Annotated in this window: 26 protein-coding genes and 6 pseudogenes; 20 read left to right on the forward strand and 12 right to left on the reverse strand. The window is 59.9% G+C overall.

Annotated features, from left to right (window positions below; genetic code table 11):
* Nucleotides 1-95 precede the first annotated feature (95 nt).
* From GGD50_RS31440 to GGD50_RS31455, 4 genes and pseudogenes are all read left to right on the forward strand, one after another.
* Nucleotides 96-956 (forward strand): annotated as a pseudogene (locus tag GGD50_RS31440) (DEAD/DEAH box helicase); the annotation flags it as partial.
* Between the two features lie 143 nt (nt 957-1099).
* Nucleotides 1100-1342, forward strand: coding sequence for a type II toxin-antitoxin system Phd/YefM family antitoxin (locus GGD50_RS31445; protein ID WP_107106665.1), 243 nt, complete (start codon nt 1100-1102; stop codon nt 1340-1342).
* A complete protein-coding gene (locus tag GGD50_RS31450) occupies nt 1342-1761 on the forward strand; it encodes a type II toxin-antitoxin system VapC family toxin (RefSeq protein ID WP_107106663.1) in 420 nt (139 codons plus the stop codon). The genes GGD50_RS31445 and GGD50_RS31450 overlap by 1 nt, the downstream gene beginning before the upstream one ends.
* Nucleotides 1751-2503, forward strand: a pseudogene (locus GGD50_RS31455) (integrase); the annotation flags it as partial. The gene GGD50_RS31450 and the pseudogene GGD50_RS31455, both read left to right, overlap by 11 nt.
* A 270-nt stretch (nt 2504-2773) precedes the next feature.
* On the opposite strand, the gene GGD50_RS31460 reads toward GGD50_RS31455, so the two are convergent.
* From GGD50_RS31460 to GGD50_RS31475, 4 genes are all read right to left on the reverse strand, one after another.
* Nucleotides 2774-3691 (reverse strand): TniB family NTP-binding protein, encoded by a 918-nt coding sequence (locus tag GGD50_RS31460; RefSeq protein ID WP_210203676.1) that lies wholly within the window; start codon nt 3689-3691, stop codon nt 2774-2776.
* Nucleotides 3688-5322: a Mu transposase C-terminal domain-containing protein gene (locus tag GGD50_RS31465; RefSeq protein ID WP_107106661.1), complete on the reverse strand. Its 1635-nt coding sequence runs from the start codon at nt 5320-5322 to the stop codon at nt 3688-3690. The genes GGD50_RS31460 and GGD50_RS31465 overlap by 4 nt, the downstream gene beginning before the upstream one ends.
* A gap of 341 nt (nt 5323-5663) precedes the next feature.
* Nucleotides 5664-6095 carry a plasmid maintenance toxin (PemK-like) gene (locus tag GGD50_RS31470; RefSeq protein ID WP_107106660.1) on the reverse strand — a complete coding sequence of 144 codons (432 nt, stop codon included), beginning with the start codon at nt 6093-6095 and terminating at the stop codon, nt 5664-5666.
* Nucleotides 6082-6360 carry a type II toxin-antitoxin system Phd/YefM family antitoxin gene (locus GGD50_RS31475; RefSeq protein ID WP_107106659.1) on the reverse strand — a complete coding sequence of 93 codons (279 nt, stop codon included), beginning with the start codon at nt 6358-6360 and terminating at the stop codon, nt 6082-6084. The genes GGD50_RS31470 and GGD50_RS31475 overlap by 14 nt, the downstream gene beginning before the upstream one ends.
* 65 nt (nt 6361-6425) lie before the next feature.
* Here GGD50_RS31475 and GGD50_RS31480 point away from each other — a divergent pair, with 65 nt between their 5' ends.
* The 4 genes from GGD50_RS31480 (at nt 6426) to GGD50_RS31495 (ending at nt 9966) form a co-directional block, all read left to right on the forward strand.
* Nucleotides 6426-7604 (forward strand): site-specific integrase, encoded by a 1179-nt coding sequence (locus tag GGD50_RS31480; protein ID WP_183941119.1) that lies wholly within the window; start codon nt 6426-6428, stop codon nt 7602-7604.
* A gap of 327 nt (nt 7605-7931) precedes the next feature.
* On the forward strand, nt 7932-8999 hold the full coding sequence (locus GGD50_RS31485; RefSeq protein ID WP_107106657.1) for a nucleotidyltransferase family protein: 1068 nt from the start codon (nt 7932-7934) through the stop codon (nt 8997-8999).
* A 293-nt stretch (nt 9000-9292) separates the two neighbouring features.
* Nucleotides 9293-9565: an antitoxin gene (locus GGD50_RS31490; protein WP_107106664.1), complete on the forward strand. Its 273-nt coding sequence runs from the start codon at nt 9293-9295 to the stop codon at nt 9563-9565.
* Complete coding sequence (locus GGD50_RS31495; protein ID WP_107106656.1) at nt 9562-9966, forward strand: type II toxin-antitoxin system VapC family toxin; 405 nt, start codon at nt 9562-9564, stop codon at nt 9964-9966. Before GGD50_RS31490 ends, GGD50_RS31495 begins: the two co-directional genes overlap by 4 nt.
* Before the next feature lie 53 nt (nt 9967-10019).
* On the opposite strand, the pseudogene GGD50_RS31500 reads toward GGD50_RS31495, so the two are convergent.
* From GGD50_RS31500 to GGD50_RS31515, 4 genes and pseudogenes are all read right to left on the reverse strand, one after another.
* Nucleotides 10020-10100, reverse strand: a pseudogene (locus GGD50_RS31500) (arsenate reductase (glutaredoxin)); the annotation flags it as partial.
* Nucleotides 10097-10792 (reverse strand): aquaporin, encoded by a 696-nt coding sequence (locus GGD50_RS31505; RefSeq protein ID WP_107106655.1) that lies wholly within the window; start codon nt 10790-10792, stop codon nt 10097-10099. The gene GGD50_RS31505 and the pseudogene GGD50_RS31500, both read right to left, overlap by 4 nt.
* The gene (locus tag GGD50_RS31510) at nt 10792-11322 is read right to left on the reverse strand and encodes an arsenate reductase ArsC (RefSeq protein ID WP_107106654.1); all 531 of its coding nucleotides are present in this window, start codon (nt 11320-11322) and stop codon (nt 10792-10794) included. The genes GGD50_RS31505 and GGD50_RS31510 overlap by 1 nt, the downstream gene beginning before the upstream one ends.
* A complete protein-coding gene (locus tag GGD50_RS31515; RefSeq protein ID WP_107106653.1) occupies nt 11319-11675 on the reverse strand; it encodes an ArsR/SmtB family transcription factor in 357 nt (118 codons plus the stop codon). Before GGD50_RS31515 ends, GGD50_RS31510 begins: the two co-directional genes overlap by 4 nt.
* Before the next feature lie 42 nt (nt 11676-11717).
* Between GGD50_RS31515 and GGD50_RS31520 the strand changes: the two genes are divergently transcribed.
* From GGD50_RS31520 to GGD50_RS31535, 4 genes and pseudogenes are all read left to right on the forward strand, one after another.
* Nucleotides 11718-12242 (forward strand): DUF6428 family protein, encoded by a 525-nt coding sequence (locus tag GGD50_RS31520; protein WP_107106652.1) that lies wholly within the window; start codon nt 11718-11720, stop codon nt 12240-12242.
* A gap of 281 nt (nt 12243-12523) precedes the next feature.
* Nucleotides 12524-12781, forward strand: a complete 258-nt coding sequence (locus tag GGD50_RS31525) for a type II toxin-antitoxin system VapB family antitoxin (protein WP_107106651.1) — start codon at nt 12524-12526, stop codon at nt 12779-12781.
* On the forward strand, nt 12778-13008 hold the full coding sequence (locus GGD50_RS33120) for a type II toxin-antitoxin system VapC family toxin (RefSeq protein ID WP_245407401.1): 231 nt from the start codon (nt 12778-12780) through the stop codon (nt 13006-13008). The genes GGD50_RS31525 and GGD50_RS33120 overlap by 4 nt, the downstream gene beginning before the upstream one ends.
* 173 nt (nt 13009-13181) lie before the next feature.
* A pseudogene (locus GGD50_RS31535) lies at nt 13182-14353 on the forward strand (tyrosine-type recombinase/integrase).
* Nucleotides 14354-14503: 150 nt separating this feature from the next.
* Here GGD50_RS31535 and GGD50_RS31540 read toward each other — a convergent pair.
* Complete coding sequence (locus GGD50_RS31540) at nt 14504-15001, reverse strand: Lrp/AsnC family transcriptional regulator (RefSeq protein ID WP_107106650.1); 498 nt, start codon at nt 14999-15001, stop codon at nt 14504-14506.
* A gap of 77 nt (nt 15002-15078) precedes the next feature.
* Between GGD50_RS31540 and GGD50_RS31545 the strand changes: the two genes are divergently transcribed.
* Both GGD50_RS31545 and GGD50_RS31550 read left to right on the forward strand, forming a co-directional pair.
* The gene (locus tag GGD50_RS31545) at nt 15079-15651 is read left to right on the forward strand and encodes a LysE family translocator (RefSeq protein WP_280951154.1); all 573 of its coding nucleotides are present in this window, start codon (nt 15079-15081) and stop codon (nt 15649-15651) included.
* Nucleotides 15629-16243 (forward strand): annotated as a pseudogene (locus GGD50_RS31550) (recombinase family protein); the annotation flags it as partial. The gene GGD50_RS31545 and the pseudogene GGD50_RS31550, both read left to right, overlap by 23 nt.
* 127 nt (nt 16244-16370) lie before the next feature.
* Here the strand turns inward: GGD50_RS31550 and GGD50_RS31555 are convergent.
* The gene (locus GGD50_RS31555) at nt 16371-17234 is read right to left on the reverse strand and encodes a class I SAM-dependent methyltransferase (RefSeq protein WP_107106648.1); all 864 of its coding nucleotides are present in this window, start codon (nt 17232-17234) and stop codon (nt 16371-16373) included.
* Between the two features lie 27 nt (nt 17235-17261).
* A complete protein-coding gene (locus GGD50_RS31560; protein ID WP_414125128.1) occupies nt 17262-17924 on the reverse strand; it encodes a TetR/AcrR family transcriptional regulator in 663 nt (220 codons plus the stop codon).
* Between the two features lie 197 nt (nt 17925-18121).
* On the opposite strand from GGD50_RS31560, the gene GGD50_RS31565 reads away from it, so the two are divergent.
* The 3 genes from GGD50_RS31565 to GGD50_RS31575 all read left to right on the forward strand — a co-directional run bounded on the left by GGD50_RS31565 (nt 18122) and on the right by GGD50_RS31575 (nt 20163).
* A complete protein-coding gene (locus tag GGD50_RS31565; protein ID WP_107106646.1) occupies nt 18122-19015 on the forward strand; it encodes an NAD(P)/FAD-dependent oxidoreductase in 894 nt (297 codons plus the stop codon).
* Nucleotides 19016-19054: 39 nt separating this feature from the next.
* Entirely contained in the window at nt 19055-19177 is a 123-nt protein-coding gene (locus GGD50_RS31570) for a recombinase family protein (protein ID WP_107106645.1), read from the forward strand.
* Between the two features lie 344 nt (nt 19178-19521).
* On the forward strand, nt 19522-20163 hold the full coding sequence (locus tag GGD50_RS31575; RefSeq protein ID WP_107106643.1) for a DUF433 domain-containing protein: 642 nt from the start codon (nt 19522-19524) through the stop codon (nt 20161-20163).
* Nucleotides 20164-20243: 80 nt separating this feature from the next.
* Here GGD50_RS31575 and GGD50_RS33125 read toward each other — a convergent pair whose 3' ends face one another.
* Nucleotides 20244-20408 (reverse strand): hypothetical protein, encoded by a 165-nt coding sequence (locus GGD50_RS33125; RefSeq protein ID WP_245407400.1) that lies wholly within the window; start codon nt 20406-20408, stop codon nt 20244-20246.
* Between the two features lie 199 nt (nt 20409-20607).
* Here GGD50_RS33125 and GGD50_RS31585 point away from each other — a divergent pair.
* From GGD50_RS31585 to GGD50_RS31595, 3 genes and pseudogenes are all read left to right on the forward strand, one after another.
* Nucleotides 20608-20997: pseudogene (locus GGD50_RS31585) on the forward strand (Tn3 family transposase); the annotation flags it as partial.
* A gap of 88 nt (nt 20998-21085) precedes the next feature.
* Complete coding sequence (locus GGD50_RS31590) at nt 21086-21376, forward strand: type II toxin-antitoxin system Phd/YefM family antitoxin (RefSeq protein ID WP_107106641.1); 291 nt, start codon at nt 21086-21088, stop codon at nt 21374-21376.
* Nucleotides 21373-21750: a type II toxin-antitoxin system VapC family toxin gene (locus GGD50_RS31595; protein WP_107106640.1), complete on the forward strand. Its 378-nt coding sequence runs from the start codon at nt 21373-21375 to the stop codon at nt 21748-21750. Before GGD50_RS31590 ends, GGD50_RS31595 begins: the two co-directional genes overlap by 4 nt.
* Nucleotides 21751-22375 lie beyond the last annotated feature (625 nt).

The raw sequence follows: 22375 nt of genomic DNA on the forward strand, positions 1-22375 counted from the left end.
GCGACCGCAGATGGACGACAGATGGAAAAAGCGACATAACTAAACGCGCGAGCTGTCCGTGAATTTCCCTGTCTCACACGGAGGGTGCACTCCACTTTACCCGAAACTGGCGGACACCGATCGAGAAAAAGGGCGACACAACGCGCGCGCGGCTTCTGGCGGGGCGCATCAAGCCGTTCTTGCTACGCCGGACCAAGGATGAGGTCGCTACCGATTTGCCGCCAAAAACCGTGATCACAGAGAAAATTGAGCTTTCGGCCGGTCAGCGGACAATCTACGAATCCATTCGTCTGGCCATGCATACAAAAGTACAAGCTGCCATTGCCGAGAAAGGGCTCGCTCGCAGCCACATCATCATTTTAGACGCTCTTTTGAAACTACGCCAAGCGTGCTGCGATCCACGCTTGCTGAAACTGACGGGAACGAAAAAGAATGCCTCGGCGCCTCCCGGCTCCGCCAAGCTCGATCGGCTGATGGAGCTGCTTGGCAGTCTTGTCGATGAGGGTCGCAAGGTGATCGTGTTTTCGCAATTCACCTCCATGATCGAGCTGATCCGGTCTCGGCTCCACGACACAGGCATCTCATATGCTTTGCTGACCGGTGATACCGTCGACCGGGCAATCGAGGTGAGGTCGTTTCAGCAGGGCGATCTGCCGGTCTTCCTCATCAGTCTCAAGGCCGGCGGCGTCGGGTTGAACCTTACGGCAGCAGATACTGTCATTCTTTATGATCCCTGGTGGAACCCCGCTGTGGAAGAGCAAGCCGTCGACCGCGCCCACCGGATCGGCCAGGATAAGCCGGTGTTTGTCTACCGGCTGATTGTCACCGACACGATCGAGGAAAAGATGGATGTTCTGAAAGACAAAAAGCGGGCACTGGCTGCCAGTTTGTTCGACCATGACGGCCAACCCACCCTCTCCATGACGGAGGCGGAGTTCGAGTTGCTGCTCGGGTGACCACCGATAAGTTGCAGGTATCGATAGTGATATGGTTAGGCCTTGACCAACTTGAGGAAAGCGCCCTATAGTCGCGCAGAATGTCGAAAAACGATGCCATCCACCCTCTGCTCGACGAGAGAGACAAACCTGGAGCACCCGTCATGACCGTTACCGTAAAGGTCGCCGAGGCCAAAACCCATCTGTCCGAGCTGCTGGCGAAAGTCGAAGCCGGTGAAGAGGTGATTATTTCGCGCGGAAATACACCTGTCGCCCGCCTCTCCCGCATCCGCCGCGACAACGACGTCGATGCCTTGATCTCCGAGATCAAGGCCCAGCGCGCCGGCCGCGCCGTCACCACGCAGGACGAAATCCGCGAATGGCGCGATGAAGGCCGGCGATACTGATGGCCTTCGTTCTCGATGCCTCTGTCGCCGCCGCCTGGTTTCTGCCCGACGAACAACACGACGCCGCCGATCGGCTGATGTCGGAGATCCGCTCGACGGTCGGTCTTGTGCCGGCACTGTTCTGGTTTGAGACCCGCAATCTGTTTCTGGTGGCCGAGCGACGCGGCCGGTTGAAGCAGGGCGAACCACTGCTGCTGATGACACAGCTGCGAGGGCTGCCGCTCGAGGACGCTGGCTCCGGCGGAGATGGCCTGGTGCTGGAACTGGCGGCGCGTTACGCACTGACCGCATACGACGCGAGCTATGTCGCGCTTGCCAGAACCCGGGGATTACCTCTGGCAACCGGCGACCGAAAGATGGCCGCCGCCGCCCGCGGTGAAGGTGTCACCGTCGTTGGGCCACTCGAACATGAACACTGAGCTGCCGCTTTCACGCCATGAAATTCTAAAGCGTGCCGAAGAACTCGATGCGCTCGATGCGATCCTGCCCTTCGACCGGCGCGACCAACTCGCTGAACTTCTGACCGACGAAGACGTCGCCACCCTGAAGCACTTGGCCAAGGAAGGGATGGGCGCCAACACGCTCAGGGCACTCGCCTCCGATCTCGGCTACCTCGAGGCCTGGTGCGAGCTTTCGACCGGTGCTCCGCTCCCCTGGCCAGCACCCGAAAGCCTGCTGCTGAAATTCGTCGCGCATCATCTCTGGGATCCGGCCGAGCGCGCCGCAGATCCGAGCCACGGCATGCCGGCGGAGGTCGAGGCGGGCTTGCGCGCCCAAGGGCTGTTGCGCGTGGACGGTCCGCATGCGCCCGATACCGTGCGGCGTCGCCTGACCTCCTGGTCGATCCTGACGCGCTGGCGCGGGCTGACGGGGGCGTTTTCGGCGCCATCGCTGAAGACGGCCTTGCGGCTCGCGGTCAAAGCGAGTGGACGGCCACGACAGCGTAAAAGCAAAATGGCGGTGACCGGCAATATCCTGGCAAAGCTGCTGGCCACTTGCGCCGGCGAGCGCCTCGTCGATCTGCGCGACCGCGCCTTGCTGCTGACCGCCTTCGCCTCCGGTGGCCGCCGGCGCTCCGAAGTCGCCAACCTGCGCATAGAGGATTTGGTCGACGAAGAGCCGGTGCATGCCGATCCGAAAAATCCCGCCTCCCCTCTTCTTAGTCTTCAGGCCTTTCAAGATTGGATAGCGCCAGCTGCTCGAGATCGCGTTCCTTGAGTCTGCAGGCCCGCGTCCAGCGCCACGTCATGTCTTGTTCCGGCCGGAAATCCCGAGCCTCAAAGCTATCTCCCATCGAAACCGACCGCCCACCGAACCAAGCCTCGATCTGCGCCGGTGTGCTGTCATAGCGGCAGGCGACGCGGCACTGCCAGGATTACAGGAGCTCGTCCTCACATGGACGGGGTGCGACCGGAAGCAACCGTACATGTCTCACTGAGCCACCTGTCGTCTGAGTTGGTGCTCCGCATGCTGCGTCATGGCGACCAGCGGCAAGACCAGATCGTCGCCGGCAAAGCTTTCGAGGGCAATCGCCTCTTTGCCGCTGCGGACCGCTTCTGCCGCCACGGTCTCGATCAACCGAAATATCCGCACAGTGACGCCGTCCGTGAGTTCGAGAATACGCCGACGAACCGGCGCAGACCCGAGATCGGAGGCGCGCCTCAGCGGAAGGATTGTGCCGAGGCTCGCCAGGAGTTGCGCAAGATGCTGGTCGTTGACCCACCGCTTCAGATGAAACGTCTCGAACCGCTCTGCCAGCTGCGGATCCGTCAACAGCGCCTGCCGAGCAAGGTCCGTTCCTGCACAGATCAGCGGCACCTTCAGATCATTCGCCAGAAACCGGATGACATTGAGGAAAATCCGCTGCTGCCGGTAGGTGCCGCTCAGCATCGCGTGGATCTCGTCGATGATCAGCATACAAACGCTCATGCTGCGCATCAGGTTGCGGCAGGTCGCCTTTAGCCGAAAGGTCGCGTCGCCCATCGGTCCAGGTGCGTTCATTGCATTGAGAAGCTCGCCATAGACGTCACGCTCTATCGGTTCGGCTGGCATTTGCATCGCCACGACCGGCATGGTCGTCGTGCCAGTGCCGCGATCGAAAGTTGGCACGCGATCGCGAAGGAATTTTCGGATGATCTTGGTCTTGCCCATGCCGGTGTCGCCGTAGATCAACAGGCATGGCATTCGGTCTCGCGGCGGGTACGTGAGCAGGTCGTTCAACCTCGCAAGCGCCAGGTGTGCATTCGCCGTTTCCAGCCACCGATCGGCGCGGATCCAGGCGATCCGCTCATCAGCTGTGAGATCCGCATATTGCCTGTATGCCGGCTGCAGGTGGGAGTAATGCGTCACGACCACTCGTCGACGCTGAGCGGAGGCAGCTCCACAAAGTGTTGGTCATCCCCAGAGTCCCGCGCAGGAACGGAAGAGTGCCCCTCCCATGCCAGCGCCCAGGAGCGCTTTTCCGCATTCCGTCGCACGCTGCGGGTCTGCTGGCCCGACATTTCGACGATCCGTCTCTGCCCGTCGATGGTCTTGAAGATCAGGTCGGCGTCGACGGAGCGCACGCCACGCTGCCTCAATAAAGCCAGTGCCTGCCTATGCTCTCCGAGCGTGATGCGTGGCCAGCCGAGATTTGCGAAGCGAATTGGCCAGGTCGATCCGTCGGGCGCCTCGCCGTAAACCGTGGAGAGGTCGCGAGGATCATATCGAACGCGCATCTTGCATGGCCCGCCTGCCAGCGGACTGAGGACGTCATCCCAGTATTTGAGGCCGAATAAGTGCACACCGTCCCTTCGGACGTTTCGCTCCTCGAATGGCAGAAAGTCGAGGAGGAAACGGTGTTCGTCATAGGGTAGCCGTCGGGGAAGTGGGCGTGCAGCGACAGCATCTTGCCAGGCCGTATTTGGAGGCAGTCGCAAGGCGCGGTGGATGTTTGCATGATATCGGCCGACGATCTGCAGGGCCAACCATTGCTCAAGCTCGTCGAGGGTCATGATGGCGTGTCTCTGTGGGTCATAATCCCCGCGGCTGCCGATATCGCTGGACGTGGATCCCGGCAGGAGATGCACAGCGCCCATCATCGTTCCGATCAGCCGTTCGATACCCCCGAAGTGAGGACGGGCGACGGGACGATACTGAAGCTCTACGCCGTGTTCCGCAGCACCTCGCACCAGCGCCTTGCCATGAAACTCGCGGCCATTGTCGAGGTGGATGACGTCGGGCAACCCGAAGACCGGCCATTCCGCCTCAATTCCGCGCGAAGCGAGCCAGCTCTCCTTTGGCAAAACAACGTGTTGGACAGCCAGGGCGACGGATGTCGACGACGGGTTTTCCAGACTGAGATAAAACCCTGCGACCATCCGGCTCGCGACATCTATTGCCAGCGTCAGCCACGGTCGCTGAAGCGGTTGCCGACTGACTGTATCGACGATGAACAGATCGACAAGGGTGTGGTCGATCTGAACGACCTGGAGCGCATATTGGGCCGAATATTCACCCACCACTGCCGCGAACTGCTGTCGGGCCGCCTTCGCACCCTCCCGCAACTTCATCAGCCGCCGTTGGTCGCTCTGATCCACTCGCGCTTTGACTGCCTTCCAGGACGGAGGGTGCAGATCCCGCTGGCGGCAGGCTCTGAGAACGTGGTCATGAACTGCGCTGATGGTCGGACGTTCGCGAGCGCAATAGACTGCCTCGATGGCAAGCCTGACCACGTCTTCCTGATCGGCCGAGAGCAGTCGCCTCCCCTTCTCCGGCCCGGGCATTTCGTCGAGAAGCGAACTGGTGACTGGTCGCTTGCGAAACTTAGCGACGAGCTCATAGAGCCGCGTGCGCTTCAGACCGAGTTGTCGGCAGGCCGAAGTGATATCTCCTCGAGATATCCGGGTTGCTGAGATCAAAGGCCTTATGACCGCCTCCCGTGCCACGGCCTTCTGCCAAGCCGGGTCACACACGGTCAGTTTATCCGGTCTGTCCGCCATCGAAGACCTCCTCGTTCCTGACCAAGGTGCGAAGCCAGTTCCCGATTTTGGACTACGATGACTGTGGATCGTTACAGATCAAAGACAGCGACTTCTTCGAGGAACAAAAAATCCGCTGAACCAGGTCGAGTCCACCGATCGTCCCCGAGGACAAATCGTTAAAAAACAGTTAATAATGGCCCGTTCATCCTCTAAGACTGACAAGCTAAACTCGTGCCAACTCACAAGCCCGCTCGAAGCTCAAAGCGATGGAAAACCAGTTCCAATGCCCTCGAACTGTCATTGAACGTCGCGCCTGCCGACGCCGCGCCAGCGCGGCAATTGCCGCGGCCGTGCCAGCCTCAGTCGCTGCGGCCCGTGGAGCGATGGCCCTGCCCGCGGGCAAACGCCACAAAACGCTGCTTGACCTCGGCAAACAGCGCCGGCGGCAATGGCCCGTAATAGCCGCTTTCGCGCTCGAGCGGACGAATATCGGGGCCCGGCCAGACAAAGCGATTGCTTTCGGTCAGCACGATCCACGAGCGTTCGTCGTCGAGGCCAAGGCGGCGCTTGGTGGCCGGCGGGATCTCGATCGCATCATCCGGATTGCTTGGCGGCGAATGGGTGATCGGCAAGACGCGCACGACCGGCGTTTCGTCCTCAAGCGCGGCCACGATCGCCAGCACCAGGCTCGGCCGATCCTTGTCGCCCTCCTCGCGTCCCTCGAGGTGGTGACGGTGCCAGAGATAGGAATAACGGAAGACCCAGCCGACCTTCGGTTCAGTCGGCAGCATTCTTGTCGGTCAGCAGTTCGGCATTGAGATGATCGAGACCCAGGTCCATTTCGGATGCTTCGACCGTAGCGATGTCCGCGTCGCCAAGCTCCGTCGTCAGGTCGACGCGACGCTCTCGCCGCATCAGCCGAAGATAGTCCTCATAGGCAATGAGCACCGTACGGGGCCGGCCGTTCTTGGTAATGATCACCGGCTCGCGAACCGCGGCATCTTGAAAGGCGCCGAAATTTTTCGAAACCGCCGCGGCGGTGACCGTCGCTGTCATGGCTATTCTCCTTTTTCCGTAATATACGGATTTCCCGGAAATCCCGCAAGACGAAAGCGAACAAGATGCGTCTGCTAAAATCCGCCCCAACGGCGTCCTCGGACGAAGCGCGGGTCGCGCGCGCCGAGGCGCTTGACGCTCTCGATGCGATCCTGCCCTTCGACCGGCGCGACCAACTCGCTGAACTTCTGACCGACGAGGACGTCGCCACCCTGAAGCACTTGGCCAAGGAAGGGATGGGCGCCAACACGCTCAGGGCACTCGCCTCCGATCTCGGCTACCTCGAGGCCTGGTGCGAGCTTTCGACCGGTGCTCCGCTCCCCTGGCCAGCACCCGAAAGCCTGCTTTTGAAATTCGTCGCGCATCATCTCTGGGATCCCGTCGAACGCGCCGAAAATCCCGACCACGGCATGCCGGCCGAGGTCGAGACGGGGTTGCGGGCTGAAGGGCTGCTGCGCGCCGAAGGTCCACATGCGCCGGATACCGTGCGGCGTCGCCTGACCTCCTGGTCGATCCTGACGCGCTGGCGCGGGCTGACGGGGGCGTTTTCGGCGCCTTCGCTGAAGACGGCCTTGCGGCTCGCGGTCAAAGCGAGTGGACGGCCACGACAGCGTAAAAGCAAAATGGCGGTGACCGGCAATATCCTGGCAAAGCTGCTGGCCACTTGCGCCGGCGAGCGCCTCGTCGATCTGCGCGACCGCGCCTTGCTGCTGACCGCCTTCGCCTCCGGTGGCCGCCGGCGCTCCGAAGTCGCCAACCTGCGCATAGAGGATTTGGTCGACGAAGAGCCGGTGCATGCCGATCCGAAAAATCCCGCCTCCCCTCTTCTTCCCTGCCTCACCATCAACCTCGGCCGCACCAAGACAACAAGCGCCGACGACACGGCCCATGTTATTTTGATCGGTCGGCCGGTCGAGGCGCTGAAGCATTGGATTGAGGTCGCCAGGATCGAGAGCGGCCCGGTCTTTCGGCGCATCGACCAGTGGGGCAATGTCGACCGGCGAGCGCTGACGCCGCAGTCGGTCAATCTGATCCTGAAAAGCCGATGCAGGCAGGCAGGTCTGGATCCGGAGGCGTTTTCGGCGCACGGGCTAAGATCGGGCTATCTGACCGAAGCGGCCAACCGCGGCGTATCCCTGCAGGAGGCCATGCAGCAATCCCTGCACAAGTCGGTAACGCAGGCGGCGAGCTATTACAACAACGCCGAGCGAAAGAATGGCCGGGCCGCGCGGCTCGTGACTTGACGAGGGTAGACATCCGCCCGTGGGCTGAACAAGTTGGTATCACGATAAAGGGCGCGATCTGTCCGATATTGGAAAGCGGATCCATTCTCTTTCGACCGGCGGCCCTTGCGAGCGCAGGGGTTCCGACGCAGTTATAATGTTTTCGCGAAAACATTATAACCGGCTCAGTCGTTGACACGTCGCAAGAGAGTTATAATGTTTTTGCAGAAAAATTATAACTAGTGGTGTCTCCGGTGACCGGACGCACCTTCTTAGGAAAGGACCGTCCCCAAAGAGGGCGACGGCCGAGCTAGCGCCCGCAGCGCTCAGGAAAGAAGCGACGCAACAATGAAAGAGATCGACCTGGTCTATCGCACGATGTTTGCCGAGCTAGCGCAGCGGTCGCTCGACGCACGGTTCCACGCGGACTTTCCTCTGGAGGGCCGTTTCGTCACAGTTCCTGTCAAGGGCCGCGACTACTGGTATTTCGATCTCCCTACTCCAAATGGCGACAAGCGAAGCTATGTCGGTCCACACAGCGACGAAGAGATCACGGCGCGGGTGAACGCCCATAAGGAGATCAAGGACAACATCAAGGAGCGCCGACGCATGGTTAGCTCGTTGCGTCGTGCCGGCCTCCCCGGTCCAGATCCGTTCGCGGGCGACATCACGAAGGCTCTTGCGGACGCGGGATTGTTCCGACTGCGGGCTGTCTTGATCGGATCAGTGGCATTCGGCACCTATGCGGGCCTTCTCGGCGTTCGGCTGCCGTCGTCGGCAATGCAGACAGGCGATGCCGATTTCGCGCAGGATTTTGCGATCTCGGCCGAGGTCGGCGACAGCTTGCCACCCGTGCTCAAAATCCTCCAGTCGATCGATCCCGGCTTCCGAGCAGTCCCGCATCGATCGGACCAGGCGAAGGTCGTCGCGTTCGTGAACGGCAAAGGCTACCGGGTGGAGTTCCTGACGGGAAACCGGGGATCGGACGAACATACAGGCAAACCGTCACCCATGCCCGCCCTCGGTGGCGCGTCGGCAGAAAACCTGCGGTTTCTCGATTACCTGATCTACGAACCTGTCCGCACGGTGCTTCTTCATCGTGATGGCGTGAACGTCCTCGTACCAGCGCCCGAGCGGTATGCCGTCCATAAGCTTATCGTGGCCTCGAGACGGCTTACAGATGCACTTGGGCGTGCCAAGGCGGACAAAGATCGATCGCAGGCCGCGTTGCTCTTTGAAGCCCTTGTAGAGACGCGCCAAGGTGACGTGCTGGCCGATGCCTATGAAGAGGCATGGGAAAGAGGACCTTCATGGCAGGAAGGGATCACCAGCAGCCTTACAAGACTGCCTGATAGCGGCAGGAACGCCCTGGCAAAGGCACTCGGCGTGCAGGTTGAAGATTTGGGAAGAGCTTGATCTGGCTGAGGTTCCGATAAGCCCCTCATATCGAATTGAACAAGGCTTCTTTGACAACGAATTTTTCCGATAAAAAGAGTCCCATTGCCAGGGATTCGACCGATTTAAATGCCCGAGAGACCGCGCTAGAGACACTCACAAACGATCGTTTATGCGTATCTTCTGGATTTGGAAATCTGCCGCCCTCACCTTTTCAAAGGGACGAATGCGAATTCAGCAATCCGCCCGAAATCGCAGTTGAATCGATGCGCCATGGCATATACATTATGGCATATACAAAGGAGGTCACCTTGATGCCTATCTCATTGCCCTCATCTCGACCGAAGGAAGTAAAACTTTTCCGCAATAATCGCAGCCAGGCGGTACGCATCCCTGCGGAATTTGAGCTGCCGGGGGATCGCGTGATGATTCACCGTGAGGGAAACAAGCTCATTATCGAGCCTGTAGCCCGGCCCGCGAATATCATTGAGCTCATTGCCGAATGGAAGAACGAAGACGCCCTCGGACCTGAGGACCAGTTCCCGGATATTGAGGATATGCCCGTCAAGCCGGAGAACATCTTTTGAGCGGATATTTGCTCGATACGAACATCATCAGCGACCTCATACGCAACCCGTTCGGACCGGCAGCGCGTCGCATCGAAGAGATCGATCCCAAAGAGATTTGCACGAGCATAGTTGTCGCGGCTGAACTGCGGTATGGCTGCGCAAAGAAAGGATCGGCAAAACTATCGGCCAAAGTCGAAAGCGTGCTCGAAACGATTCCCGTTCTCCCGCTAGACATGCCGGCAGACATCAAATACGGCAGCATTCGTGCAGAATTGGAGGCTACCGGTCAGAGCATCGGCCACAACGATCTGTTGATCGCCGCGCATGCCAATGCACTGGATCTGACGCTTGTTACGGACAACACTCGTGAGTTCCAACGCATTCATGCCCTGAAACTCGAAAACTGGCTTGAGAGATAGTGGCAAGCATCATGAGCGCCGATGCAATTGTCGTTTTGCATCTAACCTCAAGACTGAATTCCGGCATTACGGATCATCGCCAATGTGTTGCGTGACGTGCCGCAATCCGGATTGTGGTAGATGGTAACGTTCATAGCTTCGGCTCCGATGAGATTGTCGATGAAGTGGACGGCTGCAGGAGCCAGGTGAACAGCATGAGTGCAACAACCGCTCCGGCAACCTCCGCCACCCAGAAGCCCGGCAGATCGATCGGCCGAATGCCTGAGAAGGTGTTTGTCAGCGATCGGGCCAAGGCAACAGCCGGATTGGCGAATGACGTCGAGGCGGTGAACCAGTAGGCGGCGGTGATGTAGAGCCCGACCAGCCACGGCACTGCCTTCTGCTCGAATTTGATGCCGGCGAGGATCACCGCCACCAGCCCGAACGTCGCAATGCCCTCGGAGAACCATTGGGCGCCACCTGTCCTGACCTTGCTCGACAGTTCGATAACAGGCAGGCCGAACATCAGGTGTGCGGCGATCGTGCCAATCACACCGCCGACAATCTGCGCCAGCACATATGCGGTGAGATTGCTCCTCGGCAGCGTGCGGGAGATTGCGAAGATCAACGAGACCGCGGGGTTGAAGTGCGCTCCCGAGATTGGCCCGAGGATGGTGATCAGGACCACCAGGATCGCGCCGGTTGCCAGTGTATTGCCGAGCAATGCCAAGCCAACGTCCTGTGTCAGCGATGTTGCCATGATGCCCGAACCGACCACCGTCGCGACCAGCATTGCGGTCCCGAGGCCTTCGGCAACCAGCCGCCGTGGCAGATCGAATCCACCCATCAGCTTGCCTTCGGCTGCTTGATGCTGGCGCCTTCCATGGCGCCGATCTGGCGCAGATGCGTCTCCAGCGCGAGCCTGTCGAGCGAGGCGAGCGGCAAGCTGATAAAGGACATAATGCGGTTCTTGAGGAAGCGGGCGGCCTGCGCAAAGGCGCGGGCTTTCTCGACTTCGCTGCCTTCGACGGCTGAGGGATCCTCGATGCCCCAGTGGGCGCTCATCGGATGGCCGATCCAGACCGGGCACGCCTCACCGGCAGCGCTGTCGCAAACCGTGAAGATGAAGTCCATGTGCGGAGCGCCTGGTTCGGCAAACTCGTCCCAGCTTTTCGAACGAAAGCCGTTTGACGGGTAACCCAGAGTTTCGAGCTCCTTCAGCGCGAAGGGATTGACGTCACCCTTCGGCTGGCTGCCAGCCGAATAGGCCTTGAAGCGACCCTTTCCCTCGGCATTCAGGATGGATTCCGCCAGGATCGAGCGGGCAGAATTGCCCGTGCAAAGAAAGAGGACGTTGTAGACGCGGTCCGTGGTCATTGCCGTTTCTCCTCCATTTTAGGGGCGCAGCAGGCCGCAACCTCCACGGCCGGCGCGCAAATCTCCGGGTGCCCGGAGCAGCAGTCTTCCATCAGGAAGCGGATAAGCCCACCAAGCGCTTCGTAGTTCGCGGTGTAGATGATCGAGCGAGACTGGCGCTCAGCATCGACAAGTCCGGAATGCTCAAGCTCCTTCAGATGGAAGGAGATGTTCGAGGGCGAAACCTCAAGCCTCTCGGCCAGAGCTCCGGCCGCCATGCCGTCCGGACCGGTGACGAGGAGCAGGCGGACGATCTGCAGCCGGGTTTCCTGCGAGAGAGCGGAAAAGACAGCGAGGACTTGCCGTTGATCCATATTTCAATAATCCTTGAATCATTGAAATATGGATTACCGCGAATGAACGCGATCGACAACTCGAAAATTCAAAACGCCGACATCAGCCTCGGCCTGCTTCTCGAAACGCTGGCGCACGCCAAGAATATTCCCCTCGTCTTCCACTATGATGGCAAGTTGGTGAAGGCTGGCTATCATGTCACTGAGGTCAAAGCCGGAAAGTTTGATGCGCTCGACTGCAGCGCCAACCCGGAAAGCTGGACGGAGATCTTCGTGCAGCTGTGGGACATCGAGGAAGGCGACCGCACCCATATGCCGGCCGGCAAATTCGCGGCGATCATCCGCAAAGTCTCGGAGCACGTGAAACTGGACGGGTCGGCAAAGCTGACCTTTGAGGTGAGCGACGGCGTACAGCCGATGCAGCTCTATCAGGCAGCCTATCCCAGCCTTCGTGCGGGCCAGGTCCATGTTGAGCTGACGCCGCGGGCCGCGAGCTGCAAGCCGCGTAATCGCTGGCTGGCAGAAGAAAACCGCAAGGCGGCGGCCGCTTGCTGTGGCCCAGCCGTAGAAAGCAAGTGCTGCGGCTGATTGTACTCATTGTCCAGAGTTCAAGCCATTTGTCGGTGGGACCGGGCGATGGGTGTCGCTTCGGTCGTGTTTGCGCTTGAGCGCCTGGTTCATGAGGCGGCCAAGCTGTCTGTTGCGCAGGCGCCCCTTCGCATCGGAAATCGTCTTCCAATCCTGGGTGGCCAATATCTGCTCCGCCAAACGTTGATACGCGGTATCGATAGTGAGCCATCTAATGGCGCTTTATTGCCGTCTTCGCTCAAAATCGCTATATTTGGCGAAAATTCGATCAAGGAAAACCAATGTCCGAACCACAACTCTCTGTCCGCAGCGCCAAGGCAAAAGAACTAGCGCATGCGCTCGCCCGCCGCACCGGCATGCCGGTCAACAAACTCGTTGAAAAGGCACTTGAGCGCTACGATGTCGAACTGCGGCAGCAGAACAAGGCGCATCCGCTTGATGCCATCTGGGAGCTCGCCGCCGAAGGGCGGCGCACCGTGCCACCCGGCACCACTTCGGCTCACGACGATCTCTATGACGAGAATGGCTTGCCGAAATGATCGCTCTCGATACCTCGGTTCTTGTTGCGATCATGCTCGATGAGCCGGAAGCTGAAACATTCAAGACAGTGTTGCGGCAGGAACCGGTGATCGCCATTGGCTGGCCAACTTTGTTTGAAACCCGGACGGTGCTGACCGCCAAGCGATTTTCCAACCCCGGTGATATCGTCGCCCGTTTTTCGGAGGTGCCAAACATCACCGCCGTCGCCTTTGATGCAAAACATTAGCGTGCAGCCGAGCAGGCGCTCGACAGGTATGGCAAAGGCCGCCATCCGGCGGGGTTGAACATGGGGGATTGCTTTTCCTATGCGGTTGCAAGCGTCGCCAAGGTCCCTCTCCTCTTCAAGGGAAATGATTTCGGACGGACAGATATAATGCGTCATCCTGCATCAGCAGCCCAATGACACGCAAAGCAATCCCCCTCCCCTCCGCTGCCGATCCGGTGCTGCAACGCGCCGAAGAATTGGATGCGCTCGATGCCATCCTTCCATTTGCCCGTCGGGATCAGCTCGCAACATTGCTGACAGACGAGGATGTCGCCACCCTCAAACATCTGGCCAGGGAAGGCATGGGCGCCAACGCGCTTAGGGCGCTCGCCTCCGATCTCGGCTATCTCGAGGCCTGGTGCGAACTGTCGACAGGCACCCCCCTGCCCTGGCCGGCGCCCGAAAGCCTGCTGTTGAAATTCGTCGCCCACCATCTTTGGGATCCGGTCGAACGGGCCGAGGATCCAAGCCACGGCATGCCGCTGGACGTCGAAGCGGGAATGCGTCTTCAGGGGCTGCTGCGTACCGACGGCCCGCGCGCGCCCGATACGGTGCGCCGGCGCCTGACCTCCTGGTCGATCCTGACCCGTTGGCGCGGCCTGACGGGATCTTTCACCGCTCCGTCTTTAAAATCTGCTCTCAGGCTCGCCGTTCGGGCAAATGCACGACCAAGGCAACGGAAAAGCAAGAAAGCGGTCGCCGGCGATATCCTAGCAGAATTAATCGCCACCTGCGCCAGCGATCGGCTGGTTGACATTCGTGATCGCGCGCTGTTGCTGACCGCCTTCGCCTCCGGAGGCCGCCGACGCTCCGAAATTGCCGGCCTTCGCATCGAGGATTTGGTCGACGAGGAACCGGTCCATGCCGATCCGAGAGATTCGGCCTCCCCTCTCCTGCCGTGTCTGACCATCAATCTCGGCCGCACCAAGACGACGACAGCTGAAGAGAAGGCGCATGCCATTCTCATCGGCCGTCCGGTCGAAGCCGTGAAGCAATTGCTGGCACAGGCCAAGATCGATACCGGACCGCTCTTTCGGCGCATCGACCAATGGGGCAACGTCGATAGGCGCCCCCTGACGCCGCAGTCGGTCAACCTCATCCTCAAAAGCCGTTGCAAGCAGGCCGGCTTGGATCCGGAGGCGTTTTCTGCGCATGGGCTGAGATCCGGCTATCTGACCGCAGCAGCCGACCGCGGCATCCCGCTTCAGGAAGCCATGCAGCAGTCGCTGCACAAGTCGGTGACGCAGGCGGCTACTACAACAATGCGGAACGGAAAAACGGCCGTGCGGCGCGGCTTGTCACCTAGTCCTAGAAGTCTGCCGTCTGGTTCTCCGGTCACAAGCTTGGCTGGCATGAGGTCAGCCCATCGGCTAGATTTTGGCTCCTTCCCTAGGCTCTCTCGCGGCATCAGCACCTGACACAGGGCGGCTGACGCGCCCGATAAAGACAGAGTATCTCACCGTCTTTGATCTTTCGGAGAGCCCAGAACGATGAAGCTGGTAATCGCCGTGACCTGCGGCAGCGTGCCTAAAACGCCTGTATGGAACGCCTTGTAAGTGGCAATGTCGGCAACTTCGATACGCAACAAGTATTCTATTGTGCCTGTCACGTTATGGCATTCAACGACTTCATCAGCCTGTGACATCGCCTCCTCGAATGCGTCTTGGCTCTTTTTGGTGTGATCCGAGAGACCCACCGTAACATAGGCGAGGAATCCGGCCCCCATTCGCGCTCGGTTAATAGAGGCGCGGTAACCCGTAATGACGCCGGCACGCTCCAGTTCTTGAACGCGACGTAAACATGCCGACGGAGACAAGCCGACGCGCTCAGCCAAACGTACATTCGGCTGGCGTGCGTCGACAGATAGCTCGCGCAATATATGACGGTCAATACGATCAAATACAGGCTTTTGTTGCAATCTTTCCGGCTCCGCTGATGAAATTTGCACCGACATTCTGCAAAAACCTTCCTAACATTGCGCGTATGACCGATCCAGTAATTCTCGCCCCATTCCTCATCTTCGCCTTTCTCATGACAGTTTCGCCGGGACCCAACAACGCAATGGCTCTGGCTTCTGGCGTTCGTGTTGGTCTAGCTGGGTCGTTTCCGCTCATAGGCGGCATTGCTGCTGGCGTCGCCTTGCAAATGTTGGCAATCGGCCTCGGCCTGGGTACGTTATTCGAGGCCTATCCGGTCACGCACGAGATCTTGCGGATCGGAGGTTCGTTTTATCTCATGTCGTTTGCTTGGAAGATCGCGCGCAGCGGCCCAATTGTTGAAAGCACGGAGAGTTCGCCTATCGGCTTTTGGGGTGCGGTCGCGTTTCAGTGGGTCAATCCAAAGGCGTGGGCAATCACGGTGAGCGCTGCTGCAACCTACATTCCCAGCAGCGACTATCTGCTGAACATCTCGATCGCTGCGGCTTTGCTGGCTCTTGTGGCCATCCCCAGCGTTGCCGTCTGGGCGGCTGCCGGCCGCCTGCTCCGCAACGTGCTTACCCGGCCGACTTATGCGCGCATCTTCAATCTTTCGGTCGCGTTTCTTCTCGTCGCATCGACTGTCCCGATCTTATTAGGCAATCCGCTCGCTGCGCGATCCGATTGACACCTCGACGCCGCAGGGCATGTTCTCCCTGCAGGTGCTTGGCGCCGTCGCCCAGCTCGAGCGCGCTCTGATCGCCGAGCGAACCAAAGCTGGCATTAAGGCTGCGAAAGCCAGAGGCAAGCTTCCCGGCAATCCCGGTCTGCGCGAGCGCCGACCGGAAGCGATCAAGGCGGTGTCGCAAGCACGCGAGAAACTCTATCTCGATGAATTGATTTCGTCGGCACAAACGTGGCTTCCGACCGTGCGGCAGTTGCGACCGCAGCATAGCTGGGACAATGTCGTCCGCGTCCTTAACCGCCGCGGCCACGACTGGACCGTTGAGCGACTCCGACGCGCGGTTCACCGCTTGGTCCGCGAAAAGCTCGCTGAGAAAGAACTCCTGGCCCGGTCCCCTCGCCGCGCTCCCGAAGATCATCTGATGAAGCTGGCGGCGGCGATCGCCATTGCCGATCCCGATCTGTCGCTTCGCGACATTGCCTCTCAACTGGACAAGATGGGAGAACGGCCTGTGCGAGGGGGCAAAAGATGGCAACCCTCCTCCGTCCGGGACCTGCTGGACGAAGCCCACCGGTTTGGCCTTATCCGCCGCTGAGGGCACGATTCATCAACCGACTGATCGCGCGGTTCTTTTCCTGCGGCTGTTCGCCGGCGTTGTCTTCAAGCTTGACTATCGACGATCTGTAGCGTTGGCAGAGGCGGTCCGCAGCGGCAAAGTCGTGTCAGCTTGCCGGATTGCGCGCGGTGACGATCCACGCCGCGCCGTCGATCATCACCGATCGCTCGCCGGCGCGGTCCGCGAAGGCGGCACGAACCGCGGCCGAGGCGCGGGCCCGGATGTCGTCGGGTTGATCAACGAGCGCGCGCGCCAGCGGGCCGACTTCGAGTGTCATCTTCACGGCGTCGGCGAGCGCTACGTCCCGCGTCTCCCCTTTACCAAAAGGGATGGAGGCGTCGAATGGCGCGATAGCGATATCGGTGAAGCCGGCCGCCGTCAGGATACGCGCTACCCGCCCCGAGTCGCCGAACGAGAATGGGCCGGGCGCTTCGGGATCGGGCGGCGCCGTCGGCGGGACGATGCCCTTGATCGCGCCCATCGGCAGGCGCACCCAATCGTTCTCGGCCATGCCGCGCCAGCAGACGAAAGCGACGCGCCCGCCTGGCTTGAGCGCACGGCGCATATGAGCGAACGCCCCTGTCGGATCGTCGAAGAACATCACCCCGAAACGGGAGAACAGGATGTCGAACGCCCCGTCGGGCAGCTCGGCGCTGCTGGCGTCGGCCACCTGGAACAGGACTGGCGTATCCTGCGGCGCTAGCGCGCGCGCTCTGCCGATCAGCGGTTCGGATACGTCCACGCCCAGCACATGGCCCCCTGCGCCGACGCGGGCGGCCATTTCCAGACTAGACGCCCCCGCGCCGCAGCCGATGTCCAGCACGCGTTCGCCCGTGGCGGGCGCGGCGGCTTCGATCGCGGCCTGGCCGAACACCGCCATCATGGCATCGAGCCGGGCCTGGTGAGCGACCCAGCGCTCCCCGCTTTGGCCATTCCAGTCCGAGACCTGATAAACATTGTTCTCTGCCATACCATATCCCCTTGTTCTGATCCGTTCTTAACCAGGTTGTCCGCCCGCGTGGTCGCTGCCACCGTGCGCGGCGATGAACATCGCGACGGCCGACCGGCAATAGGATTCGATCTCGTCTCTGTCCCCTGCTCTCGCCTCATCGAAGCGTGCGATAATCAGGAGATCGGATCCCTTGAAAAGCGCGGCAAACAAGCGGGCGGACCGGAGAGGATCGGGCACGTTCAGAACCGCCTTCGCGTGCAACTGACGCAACAGGGCCTCGATTTGGGCGATGATATGGGCGGGGCCGGCTTCGTAATGGAGCTTGCTTAATGACTTTTGACTCGTGACGTCGGCCATGACCATGGCTTCGACACTGCGCACGTCCGGGCGCAACAGCGTGCGAAGCAGCGATGATCCCACCGCCATGAGCTGATCTTCGGCCGAACCGTCGACGCCTTCAAAAAGGGCTTGTGGTATCAACTGCTGGCAGCGGGCCGCAAACGACGCGCCAAACAGTGCCTCCTTATTCTCGAAGTGTCGGTAGATGCTGAGCTTGGATATCTTCGCCCGCTGGGCGACCTTGTCCAATGTCGTCGCTTGGAAACCCAATTCCGCAAAGAGTTCGCCCGCTGCGTCGACTATGGTTTGGCCAAGCGCCTCATTGGCGGGCCGGCCGCGCCGTGCGCGGATGTTTTCTTCGGGCACGATAATTCCAGTCCTTGACAGTATCGTTATTCTTGAATTACGATACTACGTAGTTTCATAAATTCCAAGAGTGGATTTTATCGTGTCCGCCAAATCAGGTTTCCCTTGGCCACCCAGCGATTTCGAATGCGCATCGCTGGGCGACATTGCGCGCCAGATTCTGCCCAACCTCTTCCCTTCACAACTCGGAGCCCATCATCATGGATGACGTCATCATCATCGGCGGCAGCTTTGCCGGCCTCGCCGCCGCCCTGCAGCTCGGCCGCGCCCGCCGCAAGGTCATCGTTCTCGATACCGGCCTGCCGCGCAACCGCTTCGCCGGCCATTCGCATGGTATGCTCGGCCATGATCACAAGCCGCCGCTGGACATCCTGGCCGAAGCGCGGCGGCAGTTGGCACGTTATCCAGCGATCAAACTGGTCAATGCCCGGGCCGATAGCATCTCCGGCACCATCGACAATTTCTCCGTCCTCACTGGCGATGGCGAAAACATTGGGGCGCGCCGCCTGATCCTGAGCTATGGCATCACCGACCAGATGCCCGATGTTCCGGGCTTTGCCGAAGGCTGGGGCACGTCCATCGTGCCCTGTCCCTATTGCGACGGCTTTGAAGTCGCCGGCCAGCATTGGGGCCTCGTCTGGTCGGGCCCGCAGTCGCATAATCAGGTCAGGCTGTTCCACGACTGGACCGACAGGCTGACGGTCTTCGCCGATGGTCACGACATTCCGCCCGATATCCGGGCCGATCTGGAGCGTCGCAACACACCTATCATCGATGGTCGGATCGTTGAGATAGCTCGGCACGGGAGCCATGGCGCCACCATTAAGATCGATACCGGCCCCGATGTCGCAGTCGATATTCTGTTTGCGCATCCGCGCAACAAGCCGTCTGCAAGTCTGCATGAACCACTGGGCCTCGCCACGGCCGGCACGCCCCTCGGCATTGTCCTCAAGGTCGACGAGCGCCGTGAAACCAGCATGCCCGGCATCTACGGCGCCGGCGACCTCACCACCCCCCTCATCCCCTCGGTCACCACGGCATCATGGCAAGGCACGATGGCGGGCATCTTCGCCCAGCAGTCGATGCTGGTTTGAAAGCACAGATTCCAGGCACCAAAATCCACGAGAGTTCAATTGGGACAACGCGCAGCCATCTACAGCCGCGTTTCGACCGCCGACCAGTCTTGCGAACGGCAAGAGCGAGACCTAACTGCTTTTGCCCAGCGCGCCAGCTACCCCATCGACTGGGCCAAATAGGCGTGAACTACAAGATCATCGTGCACAGGAAGGCCGAGGCGGAATTGCTCAGCTGTGTCGCGATTTCGCCAGTGTAGAGAAGGCCGGACTGAGGTAGCGGCATGGGCAGTTTGTCGCGGAGCTTGAAACGTTCGTTCCACAAGCGCGGCAGGCTTGGGATAGCCTTATTCCCGCCGTACCGGTCATCGGTCATTGCCGGAGCGTCAACCTGACGATTAAACGGATCGCTTCAAGCCATTGCTGCCGCTCACCATCAGAACGGCCGGGCAGGTTGCTTTCGAGCGACTCCAGAAACAAAGCTTTACGACGGCCGATACTCGCGTTATATATTCTCCGCAAGGAGAATGATTTTGGCCAGTACTTCACACGCCTACACGCCCGCCGAAGCTGCAGCTGTCAGTGAGATCGCTGTCAAGTCGGTGCACAATGCCATCGACAAGCGGATCATCGCAACTCATCTTACCGGCAGCGGGGGAGGTCGCGCACTCACGGATGACGATCTCCTTCGGTTGAAGCTCTGGTATGGTGTCGGATCGATTTTGTCTGCCGAGCGCCGCAAACGTCTGTTCGACACAATCGACGAGAACCCCAATGCCGATACCGTGAGGGTAGACGATTATCTGATCATCGATGTCGCCCGGGCAAGAGAGCAGTTGGCTGCACGCGCCGAAGCGCTTCGAGAAGCAGAACGAAAAATCCACAGCGTAAAGGGCGTCGTGGGTGGCGAACCGGTTTTCAAGGGAACCCGCGTTCCGGTGCGGACTATTGCCGCAATGAAGGTCCAGGGCGCGAGCACCGAGGAAATCGTCGAGGGATATCCTTCGCTCAGCGAGCGCATGGTGGCGCTTGCCGAAATCTGGGCAGCCGCCCACCCGGCCCGAGGACGGCCCCGCAAGCTTTCGGAACTCGGCCTGAAAGTGAAGTCCGTGAAGCGTCTGCGACTTCACAACGAGAGCACCCCAAAATCCACGGGCTCGACCTCGTGAAATTTCTCATCGACGAATGCCTTCACACGTCTCTCGTGGCCGTGGCTCAAGGTCAATGGGCATTTACTCAGCAGAAGCGACTATGCCTCTGGAAGCGTATAGCGGGTGAGGCTCGCACTGTCATCTCCATCGAGGGTCACTTCAATGACTTCGTTGACCATATCCTCCGCCCCAACCAAATCCTCCAGAATGAGGGCAAACAATTCTCGCTGCAGGAAAGGGAGTACCTGCGGGACGATGATCATCAAGCCCGCATGCAGTTCCTCTCTTGCATACAGCTTCCGGAAGTCGCGGGCGTTGTTCGTTACGAATGTGAAAACCGCCGCGATGATCCGAGGCATCAGATCCCAGTCGGCTTCGCCGCTTAGTCCCAAGGCTTTTCGGAATTTCATTCTATCACAAGAATTTTTTGCAACAGAGCCGTTGCTTCCTTCCCAACATTCCATCGAGAAGATCGGGCTTGCGGCGCGCGCTCTTGCGCGCCGGCGTGCCGAACAAGCGTTGATCTCGAATATTGATCCGGAAAAGCTGCAAACCTTGGACGATCTACTGGTCGTGGACGCGGCTGTCGGCCAGACGCGGTTCCAGTGGTTGAAATCAGCGCCGGATGCGCAGGCGGCAGGGAACCTGGTCGGGCTGACCGAGCGGATCGTGTTCCTGCGCAACCTCAGGATTGATCCGCACTTGCAGGCTCGTATTCCTTCCGGGCGGTGGGATCAGATGGTGCGGGAGGGTGATGTCACACCCCCCTGGCTGGCCAACGACTTCAATGTGAACCGGCGACGCGCGACAATCGTGGCCCAGATCATCAAACTGGGGCAGAAGCTCACCGACGGGTCTGACCGGTAATGGACATGTACATCTGAGTTGTACAACGGCATAACCCATGATAGCGTGAGCCTTCCAACGGCTGGAGACCATGATGCCCCGGACGAGTTACAAAATCAGCGAGGCCCGCAAGAATTTCGCCGAGGTGCTCGAACGTGCCAACCAGGGCGAGGAAATCATCATCATGCGCGGCAATGAGATCTATGCCCGCATTGGCCCGGCCGGTGGCGGCAAGCGGCCGTTCGGACTGCTGCGCCAGCGCGGCCTGCCGGACGATCTGTTCGACGCGGTCGATGCCGAACAGGCGGCCATCGATGCCGGTGACTTCAACGATGATACCGGCGTCTGGCAGGGCGGCCCAACCGGCCGCGAGCCCAAGGCATGAAGCTTCTACTCGACAGCCACGCCATCTACTGGTGGACGATCGGCAGCGACCGGCTGTCCGGCAACGCCCGGGCGCTGATCGAGGACAAGGCCAACACCGTCCTTGTCAGCGCCGTCTCCTTCTACGAGCTCGACAACAAGATGCGGCTTAAAAAGCTCGATCTGAAGCCGCAAGAATTGCGCGCCGCCGTTGCCGCCAGCGGCTTGCAGACGCTTGCCATCAGCGATCTGCACGCCGAGCTCGCGGCAAGCTTCGACTGGGACCACCGCGATCCCTGGGATCGCATTCTCGCTGCCCAGACGCGGCTGGAGCACTGCGCCTTCGTGTCGCTCGACGTCGCGTTCGACACCGTGCTGCATGAACGGGTTTGGTGAAGCGCAATCAACGCCATTTTGCGGCGCGAAATGCTCGCATCACTCAAGCGATAGTGCAATGTATTTATTGCATAATTTCTTTACAAAAAATCTAAGAGGATAATCACTTCCGATCGCGGTAAAGCATTTTATTCGGCCTATCATCATCGATAAGTAACTCTTATCGATGGAAGATTGATTTCGAGGCGCAAATTGTTCGAACGCCGGGAATTCCAGTTTCCGTTTCTTCGTTGCCAGCCAGTGCATGCGCCCAAACGGCATCGTCTGGGCCAGTACGAACATCGGCAGCTAGCCAACGCGGATACCGGCGAGCCGAATGCACTCGCGTGATTTGGCCTGGGACGATTGCGCCGCGATTACCCCATGTTTAGAAAATATGCCGAAACGGCTAAGCGCATATACTTCAGTATAATACCTGGAATGCTGCGTGCAGCGCTACCGTTATAGCGGTACCCTGAAACCACCACACACCCCATCAGGGGACCATTTGCCGCGCCGGCATATTGTTGATCGCAAAGACTCCAGCCCCCGCCGGCGCGGCTTTTATCAAAACGGGGAACAGCGCTGTCGCTGTTGTGATTTTAGCGGGCAGTATGCATCCCAACCGAACTTGGACAGCAGGAGG

Source organism: Martinezella paranaensis, from assembly GCF_014200235.1.
GTDB lineage: Bacteria > Pseudomonadota > Alphaproteobacteria > Rhizobiales > Rhizobiaceae > Rhizobium > Rhizobium paranaense.